Consider the following 17,864-nt stretch of genomic DNA (forward strand, 5'->3'; position numbering starts at 1 on the left):
ACATTCCGTTTGTTCAGATGGGCCGGTAGAGACGAGCGTAGTTCTACTTTATTAATCTCTCAATTACCAACAAACCAACGGGGGATAGCCTTTTGGAGTTCGCTGCAATCCGGGTGGTTGTCAGAAGAAGCCCAGGCTATAATCCCGTCAGGGCGTATCAGCGCGGCGCTTACACCTAATCGCTCTTTTGTGCTGCCTGAAACATACTTCAATCGGTCGCCGTATTCACCCGCCAAAGTTTTAAGCGAGGGGTTCGCATCAAAATCAAGCAGTATCCCCAGGCCGTCGTGCATAAGCTCGCCAATTTTTGCACCGTCTTCCAGCTCAAAATTGGGAACGCTGTGGCCTGCCAAAGGGTGGCCGCCACCAAGGTTGCAGTGCGTGTGAACGCCCCACACCCTTCCTGCAAAATAAGTGGCACCATCGCGTGTATTCATAAGGTCGCGAAAAATCGCATTCAGCGCGCGGGCATAGGGATCCGGTTTCATGATAGCAACCTGGGCTCGTGACCAATCCAAAACTTGTGCACCAATTGGGTGCCGTTCGGTATAATAACTATCCAGCAAGCCTTCCGGAGCTTTTTGCCGGATGGTTGCGGCAAGCTTCCAGCCCAGGTTCATGGCATCGCCCAGCCCAAGGTTAAGTCCCTGGCCTCCTAATGGTGAATGGATGTGCGCCGCATCGCCTGCTAATAACACCCGTCCGTTGCGGTAGGTTGTGGCCTGCCGTGCGCGGTCAGTCCAGGTGGTAGCAATATGCAGGGCATTGATGGTAACGTCGGTATCCGAAATACGGCGTAACACCTCTTGTAAGTGCTCACGAGTGATTGATTTTCCTGAGCTATGAAACGCCCCGCCGTCAAAATCCTGTATCATCAGGTAGCCTGGCTGAGATTGGAGGTACATTCCCCTTGGCGTCACGTTCCGGCCCAGGCTTAGCTTCTCAGGATCGGCAATGTCAACCCGGGTAGTGTAACCGGTAAATTCAGGTTCCGTTCCCGCAAATTCAAAACCGCCCAACTTGCGAACAACGCTGCGGCTTCCATCGCAACCCACCAGCCATTTACCTTGAAAAGATTGCCCGCCTGCCTGAACGGTTACCCCGTCCTCTGTTTGATGAAAGTGTGTAATGGCAAGCCCGCGCTTAATTACTACACTCAGGTCTGCAGCGCGTCGGCTCAGTACGGCTTCAAGCTCCTCCATTTCAGAAATTAAACTGATTTCGGTGGGGCCCGGCAGACGATTTGTCCATCGGGAGGTGTCAATATCGCCTTCATGAAATGGAATGCCGGCAAAGTGTCCAACCTGGCGCCGTAACCCTTGTCCGGCGTTTTGATGGGGATTTTTAAGGCGTTTATGTACCTCAAGTTCTTGCAGCAGCCCACGCCGGTATAGCGCTTCGATAGTAGGCGCCGAGAGCCCCCGGATTCCGAAGGGTAATTGCTTTAGTGGCGACTGCGGATTCTCGGCTTTTTCCAGTATTAGTACCGAACATTTGCCCAGGGCCAGTTCGCAGGCGAGGAACAGGCCTACAGGGCCCGCGCCGGAAATGATAACATCGTAGATAGAAGTATTTTGTGCAGATTTATCGCTTTTAAGTGTAGCTTTCATATAGAATGATTTGATACACAAAATTCAGGAATGCTCCTGTTTCAGGCTTGTACAAACGCGACAAAATCACTGCCGATGGCCGTCTTTCCGTTCTTTGCTTTCCGCGCGAAGGCCGCCGGTGTAGTGCCGCTGTAGCGTTTGAATTCCCTGCTTAGATGGGATTGATCCGTATAGCCCAGCTCATGGGCTATGCCTGAAAGGTTGGAATTTGGATAAAGCCATAATCGGTTTCGTACCTGCTCAAAGCGCATTAAACCGGATACATCCTTAACCGTGTAGCCAGACGATTGCTTGAAGTTTCGTTCCAGCGTACGAACCGTAGCATGGGCCGCCGCCGCTACCTGGCTTACCGGTATAGTGCCGTTTGTTTCCCTCATAGCAACTCCCGCTTTGAATAGCATACTGTCAATAGCAACCCCCGACCGGGCATTCACGAAATATTGTTTTACCCGGGCCAGCGCTTCATCTATCCTGCCGGTAAGAACCAACTTATTCAACGAGGCTTGAAGCTGGGCGATAGGGTGATCAAATATGCACACTCCGCCTTTCCCGGACGGCAGTCCGAGTAAATCGAACACTGTCCAGGGAAAGCACCTGACGCCAATGATCTCTAAACGGTTTTTTGTGTAAAAAAGAACAGGCTGATTGAGCAGCCCCATCATAAACGGTGATGGTAATTGTTGCAAGCCTCCATTGCGAGAAATGCTGCAGCTGCTTCCGAAATGAAAAATAATTTCAGCGTAGCCATCAGGTTGTACCTCAAAACTTGATTGTACTTCTCCGGAGTCTCTTCGGTTGTACCAAAAGCACTTTATGGCATCCCGTAGTTCTTCAGGAGGTTCAAATTCTTGGTGCTGCATATTTAAAGATATCTAAATTTGAAGGCAAAAACAAAAGCTCCAAATCTTTCGGCTTGAGGCTCTTGTTTAAAATGTAGAGGGGAGCGGTAAGGATTGATATTTACGTTGATATACAGGTAGTTGTAGATGTGGGGAGTGTTTTCAAAAAATCCAATAAATCCTGTATGATTAACCTGCCTGTTATTTGACAACCTGCCTTAACGGATCACAATAACATTACCGCTGAAATTCTGTTGACCTGTTCCCGGGATTACAATGTAGTAGTAGGTGCCTGTAGGGACGTCTTTGCCATTATACCTGCCGTCCCAGGGTACGCCATAGCCTGTTGAGTTGAAAACAGGTATGCCATAACGGTTGAAGATCGTCACTCTTGAATTGGGATAAGTAGCCAGGTTTGGTATTTCCCAGTAATCGTTTACCCCGTCTCCATTCGGGCTGAAAGCATTGCTGAATACAGGTGGCAGCAAAACCCCGACACGGACCGTTACACTTACCACACAGGAGCCATTGGATACTTCCAGGCTATACTCCGTGCTTGTTAAAGGGGACGCACTTGGAAATGGGGAACGAGGATCATCAAGTCCCGCAGCAGGGGTCCATTTATAGCTCAACCCCGACCCTGTGTACCGCGGTCTCAGGATGACACTGTTGCCCCGTAAAATAAGTGCATTAGGTGGCGGCTCTAACGTGGGCGGAGTTACAATATTTACTGATTGGCTTACCGAATCCGGGCAGCCTGCCGCCGGTATGAAATGATAGGTCAGGTAATGAAGCCCCACGCCAGCTGCTGCCGGGTCAAATATGCCGGCAGGCGAAAGCCCCTGCCCTGTATAAAAACTGTTCCCCTCCTTTATTCCGCTTAATTCCCCGGCCTGTGTAATCTGGAAGGGTGGCGCATCCAGGCATATCGTCCCAAGTTGTTTAAACTCCAGCGCCGGTACAGGTAACAAGGTAATTGTTTTGCTCAGCGAGTCGGCACAGGCGTTGCCGGAATAGACGACTAGTTTAACTACCCTTACCGCGTTTCCCGCGGACGCCTGGAAGGCGGGGTAGGTATGGCTATAAATCGCTCCCTGTTCCGGGTGCACAACCGATAAGGTATCAGCCTGATCTGAGTCGGCATTAAAATACCAGGTCAAGCGGCTGATACGGCCGAAATCCAGCACCGATGCCAGGCTCCGGAATTGTATCGGTTTTCCGCTGCAGAGGGTTTCCAGGGATAATACCTCGAAATCCGCTTTCGGCCGGATGCCGTTCACGGTGAAGTCCCGCGAGATCGTTGTATCACAGTAGCCCGGTGCGGAGATGGTTAAGCTGACCGTATATTTTTTCGCTGCCGTGAAAAGGTGTGATGGCTCGGGAGATACAGAGGTATCCGGGTTGTTTGGCGTAGCTGCGCTGTCGCCAAAGCGCCACAGGAAAGACAGGCCCGAAGTTTGACCGTCCGGCAAGCGGCTTGTGTTCACGAAGCGGGCGACACCATCAGAAAGACAGATATCCGGCAGGCTGAAGCTGGGTATAATGCGCCCGGTCACCGTAATCATACGAAACGAAGTATCGCTCGGACAGCCATTGGCGGCAATGGATACCAACTTGACGTTATAAGTTCCTGGGTTTTGATAATTGTGCTGTACGGTAACCGCCGTGGTGCTAACAGAAGCCCCGTCGCCGAAAAACCAGCGGCGGAGTGACTCTCCCTGGTAACTTGTCTTGCCCCGGTCGGTAAACATAACCGCCTTTCCTGCACATCCCGTTGCTGAAAAACTGGCATCAGCTGTAATGTTGCGGTGAATGTGCAATGTGTCGGTTCGGGTAATCTGGCACCCCGATGCCGAAATAATAGTCAGTTTAGGAAAATAAACGCCGGTATCACGATATAAATGTGTCGGTTCAAGCTCGGTCGAGGTATTGGCGCTTTGACTCCGCGGGTCGCCGAAATTCCATATCTCCCGGTAACTTCCTGTGTCTCTGTTGATTTTGCTTTTAAAACGAACGGCCAGGCCACAGCTGTCGGCCTCAGCGGAGAAGGCTGCATTTGGGAGCGGCATCACCCTAAACACACCGGTAATAATCTGCCTGCCGGCACTGCAATCGGTTAGCCCGGCCGGATAACTGGCTTCTATCTGATAGTCGTGATCGCCCGTTCGCAGGTAGGCCGGGGTTTTAGCCAACTGGTACACATAGGCTTGTTTGCCATGCAGGCTGATGCTGACAGGGGATGGACTGTCCTGTGCCACGGCTGCTTCTGTTTTGTCCATTTTCCAGACTACCCGCGGTGACTGGTAAGGCAATGTCAGCCTGAAGAAAAAATCCTCGTCCACACAGGCGGAATCGATCTGTACCTTGTCCGACGTCCGGATCGCATTAACGGTCTGGCTGGCGGCCAGGTTAGTGCCGGCAGAATAAGCATAGGACTCAACATTCCCGAAGCCGTAGGCAATGGCATTGAAACCTTCACCTGCTGTCAAATGGAAGGTATGGGTGTTTTCCTGGCTAAGATCAAGCTGCAGGTATTGAAATCCAGGCAAGCCAGGCATAGTTTTAAAGGCTGATCGGGGCGCTTGCCCGTTGATCCTGAACCCGGCAGCAGCGGTGCCCGGCAGCAGGATATTCAAATATTGTTCAGAAATATTTTCCCTGTTGGAAGAATAAACTGTAATATCCCTGATGCTGTAATCGATCGGGTTGAGAAATAACATATCCGGGTCGCTGAAACCATATGAAGTATTACCCAGATTACTGCACGACTGGGACAGCGCAAACTGCGCAACCATTACCGGGCCGGTCGCCGTGATAGAGGCCGGCGTCGAAAGAGGCTGCGGCGATGTGTAAAAAGTGCCCGGTGCAAGGTTTGCTACAACTTTACCGCTAATGCTCACTGTTGCCGCCTGGTCCCCCGCAAGTACGCGGATAAACTGCCCGGAAGTTCTTACTGGTTTAGTTTGCAGGCCACTTTGTGTGCTGAAAGGGATAAATCCGTAAGCCATTCCCCAGTTTTGGGTGTCATAACATTGTTGGTATAGAGGGTCGAGCGAATGTGCCGTACAGCCCGCTGGTGCTATGTATATTCCCGAACTGCCGCTAAACATCGCAAAATGATTACAGCCCTGCCCCGTGGAGTCGGCACTTACACTTGCTCCGGTAAGATCTTCTGATGATAAATATTCATAAATATCGCCGGCTTTTTTCAATAATATGCCGCCCGGTACCAGTTCGGTATTGCCCTTCCTGATGTGAACCAGTGTATTCGGGGTTGTTGCAATCAGGACAATATAATTCTGACCCTCGGTATCATGCTGGCTGAAATTCATACTGTAATAGTGGCTGCCCAGGCTTTCAGCCGGAAGGATGAGCGAAGCCGCAGAGCGCTGACCGGCGAAAATATGTGCATATACGGCTACCGCTGGTCTACCTTTGTCGACTGTAACGTGTATTGCTTTTCCGGAAAGCACCTGCCCACTTTCTGAATCATTTATATAGGCGGATTCCCGCGGCACTTTCACTTCGGTTACCTGGTTGCCCGACACCGTAAACGGCAGGCTGAAACTGCCAGCCGATACTGTTCCGGATGACGCCTGGCCTCCGGTTATAAAAATGCTGATCTGGGCAGGCAACGGATGGAACTGGCTGTCAAAATCAGGGTTATGGCTGGGGAATGCAATCCAGAATTCGGTGCCCTGGTTGGTTACCGCCTGCCCGGCGGCACGTGGCAGCCAACAGTTGAATATACAAAACACGAACAGAAATTTACTTAAATTTTTTTTCATGAAAAGGTTTAGTACTCATACACATGTGCCGTTAAATTCACTGTGAGGTACTACCTAACAGTGAATTAGAATCGAAAGCTTAATCATACCTAACGAATAGGTGCCATGATAAGCCGACCAACAACTGTAATTGTTAAAATTAATAAATAATTTTTTGAAAATGTGAATGTTATTCCTATTTTCACTGTCAATAAAAAAACAAATAATTGTAATTATCGCAAGTGTTATTTTTGATCAGTTAGGTTTTTTACCTGAATTCTCTGTATTTAGAGAATCGTTGGTCGGTATCTTTTGATGATGTTTTAATTTCTGTTTTTTTAAATCTGATAATTGCCGGGCGGAGCATCGTCCCAGGATTAGAAGAATGTTGCCTTAACCTTATCAACAATACAATGAAATTAGTGGTATCGTCTGCCGATAGAAGGAGAACCAGGCTATGAAGAACGCCGGGGCTCTGTTCCTGTTTACACTATTGGAAATCTTTATTTCCGGCAAATTGAATGCCCAGGTTAAGGGCGCGCCTGCGGCTGATACTTTAGCAGCTAAAAAAAACCATAACGTCAATGCAGCGAATCGGCTCGTGCAACAAGGCACTAGCCTTGCACCTGTCACAGCGCCTTCGTTGAAAAAGCCGAACGTTAAAATCTTACCCGATTCCCTGCGCTTGCCGGTGCAAAGGGGTATAAAGTCCCCAGGGCCTGCAGATCAGCAAGCCGGAATTGCCGCTACAAAAAAAGTACAACTGGTCACAGCGCTTAAAGCCGTTGTTCCTCGGAGCGGCCTCGGGCAAAGCCTGTCCGTTTTAAAGAAAAGCCCGGTAAACGCAGCGCTGGAGTTGGGCGAAGCCTTCTTATATCACCCACTTGATGTTCCTTTCAGTATCAATAGCGGCCGGAAATTTAACAATGTTCTAAGCATCCGCGGCACGATCAACGCCTGGGGGATACCTGTTAATGTGGACTATTCAACCGACCAGGCATCATCGATGGCATCCCGCATGGGGATGAACAATCTTTTCAAATTTGATTACAGCCCAGCACAGTTCAACGCGCTGCTGGGAAGCGATATGCTCCGGTATATGGATCTCCGGCGCAATGTATTCGGCGGGCGTACGTTGACGGGATTTGCGCAAAAGGCGGTACAGAACAAATTATTAAATCCAAACTCGACATTGAATTCGCCGAAGGATGTATTGCTGGCAAAGTACCTTGACAATCCCGGTGTGACAGCAGGCCTTTTACAGTTGAACAGGCAGCAGATCCGGGATAAGCTCCTAACGGATATCAATAGTCGGCAGGCGAAGCTGGCCGGCAATGGTACGGCCATCGGCGGGCAGGCCTTGCTACGAAACCTTGCCTTTAGTGCGGATGAAACGGAAGTGGTATTTAGCGGAATGGCCCTCAGCCTTGAAAAGTTAAAAAACGACAGCGCCCTAAATACATATTTTAATAACCCTGCCCATATCGCCGGGCTCAAAAATCTGAATGAAAAAGAACTCGCCGCAAGAATAGCAGCATATGTACCGGCAGATTCTGTAGTTGGGAAAAAAACGGTACCAACGGGGCTGGCAGACAGTGCCGGACATTGGCGTGCGGGGCTTTCATTGGGCTACGATACCGTGGTTAAAAACATGGCACACGCGATGTTTATATCTCTCCGGCAAAATAACACGTCCGCGTTTACAGAGATTATTCGGACGCAAAGCGACAGCCTTGACAGGAAGCTTGCAAAGTGGCATTTACCGGTATTGCCGCTGGACGCAGCAGCGATAAAAAGCGCCCCTGAATCCACTGCATTGTACGCCACTATCACACCTGCTCAGGCGGACAGCGTAGCAGGCGTTATAACCGGCATCCGGCAACAACTCCAGGATCAAGGGCTCGACGTCGATAAAATGCTGCAGGTTGAACAACTCGCCACGCAGAGCGGCGGTAATTTGAGCCTGTCGGAACTTGGAAACCGTTATCAGGACATGGTTCCGTCAAACGGCGTCCAGGCATTATTTTCGCGGGTGCAGACCTTCAAGCTTGGGGCTTTTGGCGACCAGGTGCCCGGCAGTGTACAAAGCCGCGACATTTTTATCAGCGGAACACATCTGACGTATAAAGCCGGCGGCATCCCAGTCACCGTTGGATACGGATCGGTGAATGACATCAGTTCGTTTAAAGATGCCGGGTTCCAGAATTCGATATACAACCAGCCCCGGAACATGACATTTATATCCGGCGAGCTCCCGGGTGCCAGGGGCGGAGGCCTAAAAGTATCTGTGATTAGTTCTTACAGCAGGGAATTTCACAACAGCATGTGTGCTATGCCTTCCATCTCCACAAATAATGTGGCTTTTACCTTGTCCAAGGCACTCCGGCTCGGCAGCCTCGGAAAGGTGGACCTTGATGTATCCAAAACAACCACCCTGTACAATAACCAGTTTCAGCCAGGCGGTGAGGCGATTCTGGATAAGAAGGCCGGGTTGACCAACAGTTTGTCGAATGATCTTTTTTCGGCTATGTCATTTGGATTCCGGCACCAGCTGAATATCAGGGAACTTGATGCTGCAGATAACCTGTACTTTAATTACGCAGGAACAGGTTATCAAAACCCGGCCAACAACGGGTTTGGCGGTGGCCGGATGAAATTTGGAGGGAACATCAAAAAGTCGTTTTATAATAAAAAACTGACCATGATCTTCAGGACAGATATGTCCAACATGCCAATCAGCTATACGACCAATGATAAATGGAAGACTTACCAGTTCCAGTTAGATTCAAGATACCAGGTAAGCAGGAAGTTCTATATCGGATTTAAATACATCACCAATGGCACGGATAAAAAAATCGACAATGTGGTTTCCCCGGTATATGGCTTCAACAAGATACAGGTGGATGGCAACGCCTCATACAAGATTGGCAAATATTATAGCGTCAGCCACTTTGCCATCGGAAAGCAGGATTTTACCAATACCAACGCACTCCGGGGAGCAGGGAACCTTTTTATGGTAAACTATACCCAGACTGTGCTGCTGAAGAAAAATTCCCTGAGTGTCGCCGTATTTTATAATAAGGAGCTTTCGGCTTATCAACTGATCGGCAATATGCTGAATACAGATATGAGCTACCAGTACATGCTGTTTGGTAAACTGCGGCTTTCCTCGGGCTTTACCTACCTGGATAATACCGGCGTCGTCCGCCAAAGCGGGTTCCGGCAGGGCATACAGTTCTTTTCCGGCGGACATTTCGATCTGGACACCTATATCGACCTCCGGCGGAATATGGCGCGGTCACAGTACCCCGACCTTTATCCATTATGCCGGGCCGAGCTTAGTTTGAAATACCATTTTAAAATCTGATCATGTTAAAGAAATTGATATTGTTGCTACTGCTCTGCTTCCGCTTACCAGCGTTTGCGCAGGTTAATGTGCAGTTCATCGCAGAAACGAACGGCCGCAACCTCAACGGCCTGTTGAATTGTCACGTGATCAGCCAGTTCCAGCGCATAGCCGCAACCTTGGTGATTACGGTTACCGAGCGCCAGGCGGGTACGGTTTGTCGGATCAGCACGCCTGAGTTTACACTGTTGCCCGGAGACAACCGTTTACCGCTGGCGGCGGCCCGCGGCGCCGCTATCCAGTTCGGCGACAACAGGCTGGGGCAGATGACCGGCCTAAACAGGACATTCCCGGAAGGTGATTATGATTACTGTTACGAATTTAGTTTCAGTCATTCCGATAATCCGCCTTTTGAGCAATGCTTTAGTTATGCGCTTGCCCCCTTCGCGGAACTGAACCTCGTCGACCCCTATGACGAAGACGTGATTTGTGATAAACGGCCGCTACTGACCTGGCAACCTCTCATTCCGGCTGTAGCAGGAGCAAGGTACCGGCTTACACTGGCGGAGATCAAAACCGGGCAGAGCGCGACCGAGGCATTGAATTACAATTTGTTACTTATTGATCAGGCCAACTTGGTTAGCCCGGTGCTTACCTACCCCTCTGTTGCGAAGGAATTGCAAAACAAAAAAAAATATGCATGGCAGGTAACAGCTTATGTTGATCAGACGATCCTTAACCGGTCGGAGATCTGGGCGTTCACGGTAGACTGCCGGGACAGCCTGGAAAAAGCACCCGATCCTTTTGCATTCCGGGAAATTGAAGACCTGCTGCTTGGGAATTCCTATGTAGCCAGGGGGAGTATCAAATTCGCGTTACGTAATCCTTATGCAGCTCAACGACTAAAATACACGATCAGGGCTCTTGATTATCCGGATAAGAAGATCCACGGACTGCCGGCAGTTAAACTGTTGAACGGTGCTAATTTCCTGGTGATCGATTTAACGGGCAATGGGGCATTTCAGAAAAACAGGTATTACGTGATGGACATCACGATGCCTGACGGCACCGTTAAAAGCTTGCGTTTTTTATATGACGAATAGGTATTTATGGATAGCAATAATTCCGGTGCTGGTATTATCGGCCTGCTCGGGAAAGGAGCCGGCCTACCGGGAGATCAAAGATCGCGATCTTATTATCCGGTTTGGCAGAGTGGTTAACAGTTTGGATGGGCCAGTGACTTTGAAGGTCAGACTAATTCCATCCGCTGAGATGCTCGGGCAACTGGACAAGCAGGCGAAGGAAAACCTCATTTACCGGATGGACAGTTGTTTTTATTCAGGCAGCGATAAAAAGACCGCCTACCCGGAAATCGTCCAGTACATAGCTACGGGATCAGAAAAGGTCTATGAATATCTGGTGTCTTTTGAAGATTTGCCGGTTTCGGCTGCCGGAGCAACGATCACTTACCGCGACCGGTATATGAACAAAAAGAAATACAAATTGATTTTACAACCCCAAGAATAAGAAATTACTGATCAAAATGAACAAAATTTCCAAAAAGACCAGAAGAATTGCCCTGTTGCTCTTAGGTATCTGGTGTTATAACCTGGTTGCCCCGGCCGCGGCTTACGCTTTAACATCCGGGCCTTCGCAGCCCGAAGTTAAAGGGTTCCAGCCAGCGGGAGTGAGCGACATGGTCGACCTGCAGACGGGTGATTTTAAATATAATATCCCCTTGCTGGATATCGACGGTTATCCCATCAACCTGAATTACCAATCGGGAACCGGTGTCGACGACGAAGCAAGCTGGGTGGGTTTAGGCTGGAGCCTCAATGTCGGCAGCATCAACCGGCAGGTGAGGGGTGTGCCCGATGATATGGACGGAGATGAGATCAAAACAGAGCATTATACCAAACCGAAAATTACAGTCGGCGGAAAAGTCACGGTGAAAGGAGAGCTGGCTGGCGGTGATATTCCTGTCGGCCTGCAAGGTAGCTTCAGTATGGGGGTATTCAATGACAATTATACCGGTATTGGTGCCGAAATAGGCGCCAATGCGGGCATTTCGGCCTCCCTGTCTAATGATGGTTCGCTAACAGCCGGACTTGGGGTCGGCTTATTATCCAATACACAGTCCGGCGTGGATGTGACGCCTTATGCCAACCTGGGCATCAAATATTCGTCAGATTTCGGGCTGACATCCTCTGCCGGTTTGAGTGCCAGCCTGGGCTATAACACCCGCTCGGGCCTGAAAAACCTGAGCCTGAACTGTAGTTTCGGACCGCAGTACCTGGAAGGTGTTTTCCGGTACGAAGGGACGCTGATCTCGTATAATACCGAACCTATTTTTCCTAAAATACAGGTTCCCTATAAATCCAGCTATGGGTCTTTCAGCATGGACCTGGGGGTAAATTATGGTATCGCCTTTGCCGGCACCGGCGGGGCTGGCTATGTTTCGGTAAAAGAGGTAATTTCCCGGATCAACACTAACCCGGCGTATGGATCATTATATGCCGAGCACGGTAAAAATGTAAAAAACGCGGTGATGGATTTTGTACGGGAAAAAGATAACCCGATACTCCCCGAACTGCCCAACCTGGCCATTCCGGTCAACACGGTTGACCTGTTTTCCTATACCAGCCAGGCCGGCAGCGGGCAGTTTCGCCTGCACCGCGGCGGAACCGGGGCGTTTTTCGATCCCGAAGTCGCCGATCAGAGTTCGACGGCGACGCTGGGGTTTGATGCAGGCGCCGGAGGGTATGTGCATGGCGGGACAACTTTTTTTAAGCAGAAAACCACAAACACCACCCGGAAATGGGCTTCAGAGAATAATTACCTGGCTAATGGGGATTTTCAGGATATTGATATGAATAACCCGGACAACCAGCATGTTTACTTTAAAAAGGTGGGCGAGCTCACCCGGGAAGATGCGGGCATGAGTGGCCTGATTCACAACACAGAGCCGCTCGCCGTGAAAATTTCCGGCAGTACAGCCACGAATACGTTTGAATCTTATCCGTCCAGTAATTTGTCGCGTATCATGAAAACCAAGCGGGAGCCGCTGCAAACTTCGATATCATATCTTACTGCAAACGAGGCAGCTGTATCTGGCCTGGACAAAAAAATCAATACTTATAGCTTCAATTCATATGGCAACTTTTCACCGCCAGCGTTGCATAAGCCGATTCCTCTGGAAGGAATAAAAAGAGTTGACACGGGCGATCCTGCAAACTTTCGTAAAGGCAACCATATTTCGGAGATGACTGTAACCGACGAGCATGGCAAAAAAATGGTGTATGGCATCCCCGTGTATTCGAGGCAGCAGGATGAGTATACCTTTGCTGTGGGAAAAGGTGCGGTGATGGAAACTCAAGCGGACAACTTTAAATCCCCGGACCAACTTACCTTTCCTTACCAAACCAATGCGGCCACTTTTAGTAGTAACAAGGGCATAGATTCTTATTATCATAAGGAAAGTCAGCCTGCCCACGCTACAAGTTTCCTTTTGACTGGTATCCTCTCGCCTGATTATGTCGATAAAAAAGGCGATGGGATCAGTGACGATGACCTGGGCACGGCAATTAAATTTAATTATTCCCGTTTGGATGCAATCAATTGGCGTACTCCTTATAAAAACGCTACACTCAACAAATCGTTATTGGCTGACGAGGATGATGATAAGGCCAATATCGTTTTCGGAACGAAGGAACAGTATTACGTCAGTTCTATAGAATCCAAAACTAAGATCGCCTATTTTATCACTGAAAATCGTAACGATGCGATTGGCGTCCTGGATTATACCGGCGGGGTTGCCAGTAGTGATCCGTCACCGAGGCAAAAGTGTTTGCGTGAGATCCGACTGTATTCAAAAGCCGATATGACTAAACCGATCAAAGTTGTCAAATTAAAATACGATTATTCCCTTTGCCCTAATACCCCTAATTCTGTCAGCACGTTAAACGGCATTATACACGGTAAATTAACACTCACCGATGTTCATTTTGAGTATGGGAACACAACCAAAGGCGTCAATTTTCCCTATGTGTTTTCTTATAATACTTCATATACGGATGCCATTGCCGATCCCATCACGCATTTGGGACATGTGCAGACTACTCCAGCGATTTTAGGTTATAAAACTCAGAATACCGACCGTTGGGGCACATTCAGGCCTCATACAGACATTCCCGGTTTTACTGTCGAAAATGATGAATTTCCTTATACCGCGCAGGAACTCACAAAAGGGACTGTCACCACAAGTGTTGGAACGGCGGCCTCCCTCTGGCATTTGAATCAAATCACATTGCCAACAGGCGGCGTGATCAAGGTGAACTATGAATCGGATGACTATGCCTATGTACAGGATAAAAAAGCAATGTATATGAGCCCGATACTGGATCTGCAGACAGATGCTACACCGCCAACGGATGAGACCAACACAACCCGGGCAAACCTGGTTGATGCCAAGGTAATCACGCTACAGCTACCAGCGGGTACGGCTACGGATGATAATACTGACGCCACCGCGGCTTTTAAAAGGGACTTCCTCAACGGCTCCGATTATATATATATAAAAGCCTATGTCGATGTCGGCACGTCTAACAGCACTCACACATGGGGGAAGTCTTTTGATTTCGTTCCTTGCTTTGCAGAGATCAGCCAGGTATCCTACACAAATCATATCGCCAGGATCCGCCTGAAGGACAGGACGGAAGGCGGCGGTTTGTCGAACCCGATTGTTGTTTCCGCCTGGCAAAAAATGAAGGAGGAGTACCCGCGGTATGCCTATCCGGGTTTTGACCGGCGTATGGGGAACGAAGGAGCTACGCAAAGCCTGGCATCTGCGGTACAGGCCATATTCAATGCCTTTGGTAACCTCAGCGAGTTAACGGAAAACTTTTATCATAAAGCGGCGCGAGTGCGGTATGCGGGGACGATGGACTATGCTAAAAGTTTTGCCCGGATCGTTAAACAGGACGGTTTTAAACTCGGTGGCGGTGTAAGGGTAAAAAGTGTTGTGATATCAGATAGCTGGAATACAATGTCTGGCGGCGCAAATACCCATAGCTACGGTCAAAATTATGATTATACTACAACCGATGGAACGCAGGTAATCAGCAGCGGTGTGGCCAGTTACGAACCTTCGGTGGGCAATGACGAGAACCCGTTAAAGCAACCCATATTTTATGTACAGCAGGTGCGGGGCGGCATCAATAATTTCTTCGATCTGGAAGAGCCATTCGGAGAATCTTTTTACCCGGCGCCGGCGGTAAATTATAGCAAGGTGACGGTAACCGATATAAATCCCGACCAGGTAGGGGCGGCGGCACCGCTTACAGGTTACACGGTTAACGAGTTTTATACAGCTAAAGATTTTCCGGTCAGAGTAACCGTTATCCCTATTCAGCGGTACAACCCGCACCCTCCGCCGCATTTTAGTATAGTATCGGGCTCCAGCACCGAAAAAATGGTGCTTTCTCAGGGATATGCAATCGAACTGAACGATATGGCCGGTAAAACCAAGTCTGTTAAAATTTATAACCAGTCCGGGGCGGAGATTTCGGCTACGGTATACAACTATAATACTACACCGTCCGGCTCCGGCCCCATACGGCTGGCCAATACTGTAAATATCCTCAACACGGATGGCACTGTAAGCCAAAACCAGGTGATTGGGCGGGATGTGGATTTTTTTACAGATTTTCGGGAACAGGAATCGATAAATGACGGAAAATCCGTCGATGTAGGGGTGGATGTAATTCCGGCATTCGGCTACCCCGTCCCGATTCCTCATTTTCCTGGCTCCGCCAATTCGGAGTACAAGCTTTTCCGGTCTGTATGTGCTGTTAAAGTTAGCCAGTACTACGGCATTGTCAAAAGTGTTATTAAGACAGTGAATGGTTCCTCTATCATCACTGAAAACCTTGCTTATGACGGGTTAACCGGCGAACCTGTTGTAACAAGGACGCAGAATGAATTTAACAACGACATATTTTCCGTCAATATACCTGCCTACTGGGCTTACAGCGGAATGGGGCCTGCATATCAGAGCCAGGGTATGGTGTTAACCGGAGTAACCACAGGATTGAATGGTGTGCTGACCGGCCAGGCCCAACTCCTAAAGGACGGGGACGAATTTATCGATCTTGATGACAATACCGGCGGACCCTTCTGGGTGGTGAAAGATTATGTATCCTTCCCCTTTACGCCCGGAACCGCTGAATATGTTATCAATAAATACGGCCAAACGATCGCAGCCCGCAATTTCAACCGCATCAAGGTTATCAATTCAGGCTATAAAAATATACTGGCATCCGGCCTTAGCAGCCTGGTATGCCTGAAAAATCCGCTCGTGCCGGTTGACCAAGCAGGAAATCTCAAGCTTGCGCTGAATAACGCAGACCTGAAGTCATTCAAGTTTATTAACGCCAGCGCACAAACCTATCGTGAAACCTGGTCGACGGAAGTGCCGGATATTCATGTTTTACCGGTGATAAACCCACTGTATGATTTTACACTTGCTGGAGGTGGTACTGAGCATATTACCAGTAATGGCACCCACATCGTTTTTGGTTATGAAGGCGGCAGTCATAAATATACCACGTCCGACCTTCTTGGCGGAGACCCGGTGATTGGTCATTATTTTGACAATAGGGCGATGTTCAGTTCGATTTTAGATGTTAATAACTCCCTGATCAATTACACCAATTCCAACACTATGGGGGCCTTTGGCACTTTCTATGCGCCAAGGGCCGGTACTTATTATGTTGGATTTGATTCAAGTGTGATGATGAGCTGGGGGTTCGATTGCGGGATCATGTTAAGCCTTGAATCCCAGGAAAACCCGGGTAATTTCGGTTGGACTATTGTGCAGGTCGACCTGACCAAGGGAAATCATACTATAAATATGGAGCTTCGCTATAACGGTGTCCAGATAAATTCACCTGGTGGAGGGATTGAAATCTATAATAATACCCTGGACGAAATTAAGAATGCAGGCGATGGTAGCAATATTAATATGATCTGGAACAGTAAGAGCCTTATCACCACGCCTGGCACCTCTGTGTATGTAAAGCCCGGAGGAGTAGCAGATACCACCTATAACAGCGCGTACAGCGACGCTGTACAAACCCCTTTTTCACCATGTAAAGTACCTATAAAATCCATCAATCCCTACCTGTACGGGTTCCTGGGTAACTGGCGTCCTTATGAAACTAAGGTATTCCAGCAGAATCGGGTGTATAACAACATTCTGAACGGTGCAAATAACGTGGCCGATGTAAAAAACGCCGGCTACCTTGACAATTTTGTACCATACTGGCTTCAACCGGCGGCCTTGGGATTGCCCTGGCTGGCAGATAACACCACTTCAAAGTGGGTAACGGCCAATACGGTAACCGGCTATGATAAATATGGTCAGGAAATTGAAAATAAAGATGCCCTGATACGGTTCAGCGCCGCGATGTTTGATTTTAACGGCGAACTGCCGGCAGCGGTAGCGTCTAATGCCAGGAACCGGGAGATCTACGCCAACAGCTTCGAGGACGTCAATTTTAAACCGGGACAGGCCACCTATTTTGATCCGCCAAAGATCAATGACTTCCTGGATGAGAATGGGCATACTATTAAATCACTGGCCCAAAATACGGATGCGCACAGCGGCAACTATAGTACAGTGTTGCCGGCGCGCGGGGTAACAATGCGTACCGTTGTATATAATGCGGAGGCCAATCATGTACCCTGGCTGCTTACCGATGCCGCCAAACAGCTGGTCAAAAATACAAATTCGAATAATTATGGCATCTATCCTAATGGTTTCGAGCCCATGTTCGGCTCCAAACAAAGCACAGGTACGGATAGAAAATATGTATTTAACGCCTGGGTAAAGGATAGCAATCCTTATGACCGGACACTGGCCATGACACTTAGCGTTAACGGTAATTCAACTGCACTAACGGTGAAAGCCGTAGTTGAGGGATGGAAGCTGGTGGAAGGCGTTATAGACCTTACCCTGCCGGCTTTTACCGAAAATTCAGCGCTCGAGATCCTGATCAAACCGACTGCCGGTGCATCCGTAAGTATTGATGACATCCGGATGCACCCTTTCGACGCGCAGATGAAGAGTTATGTTTACGACGAGTCTACCTTAAGGCTGATGGCCGAACTGGATGAAAACGGCTTTACGTCGTTTTATGAATATGACAGCGAAGGCCTGCTGGTAAGGGTAAAAAAGGAAACTGAACGCGGTATTGTAACCCTGAAAGAAACCCGTTCATCACAAAAGAAATCACTTTAATTA

Annotated in this window: 7 protein-coding genes; 4 read left to right on the top strand and 3 right to left on the bottom strand. The window is 48.9% G+C overall.

The window, feature by feature from the left end:
- Positions 1 to 59: 59 nt before the first annotated feature.
- From AC1DXF_RS11175 to AC1DXF_RS11185, 3 genes are all read right to left on the bottom strand, one after another.
- Entirely contained in the window at positions 60 to 1,610 is a 1,551-nt protein-coding gene (locus AC1DXF_RS11175) for an FAD-dependent monooxygenase (RefSeq protein WP_477448542.1), read from the bottom strand.
- Between the two features lie 41 nt (positions 1,611 to 1,651).
- Complete coding sequence (locus AC1DXF_RS11180) at positions 1,652 to 2,470, bottom strand: helix-turn-helix domain-containing protein (RefSeq protein WP_477448544.1); 819 nt, start codon at positions 2,468 to 2,470, stop codon at positions 1,652 to 1,654.
- Between the two features lie 197 nt (positions 2,471 to 2,667).
- The gene (locus AC1DXF_RS11185) at positions 2,668 to 6,237 is read right to left on the bottom strand and encodes a PKD domain-containing protein (protein WP_477448546.1); all 3,570 of its coding nucleotides are present in this window, start codon (positions 6,235 to 6,237) and stop codon (positions 2,668 to 2,670) included.
- 436 nt (positions 6,238 to 6,673) lie between these two features.
- On the opposite strand from AC1DXF_RS11185, the gene AC1DXF_RS11190 reads away from it, so the two are divergent.
- From AC1DXF_RS11190 to AC1DXF_RS11205, 4 genes are read left to right on the top strand one after another with little or no spacing between them, the layout of a single operon-like run.
- A complete protein-coding gene (locus AC1DXF_RS11190; RefSeq protein WP_477448548.1) occupies positions 6,674 to 9,583 on the top strand; it encodes a hypothetical protein in 2,910 nt (969 codons plus the stop codon).
- A gap of 2 nt (positions 9,584 to 9,585) precedes the next feature.
- Positions 9,586 to 10,665, top strand: a complete 1,080-nt coding sequence (locus tag AC1DXF_RS11195) for a DUF928 domain-containing protein (protein WP_477448550.1) — start codon at positions 9,586 to 9,588, stop codon at positions 10,663 to 10,665.
- A complete protein-coding gene (locus AC1DXF_RS11200) occupies positions 10,655 to 11,089 on the top strand; it encodes a hypothetical protein (RefSeq protein ID WP_477448552.1) in 435 nt (144 codons plus the stop codon). The genes AC1DXF_RS11195 and AC1DXF_RS11200 overlap by 11 nt, the downstream gene beginning before the upstream one ends.
- Positions 11,090 to 11,105: 16 nt before the next feature.
- On the top strand, positions 11,106 to 17,861 hold the full coding sequence (locus AC1DXF_RS11205; protein ID WP_477448554.1) for a hypothetical protein: 6,756 nt from the start codon (positions 11,106 to 11,108) through the stop codon (positions 17,859 to 17,861).
- Positions 17,862 to 17,864: the final 3 nt, after the last annotated feature.

The sequence above is a fragment of the Mucilaginibacter sp. P2_A5 genome, assembly GCF_056404995.1.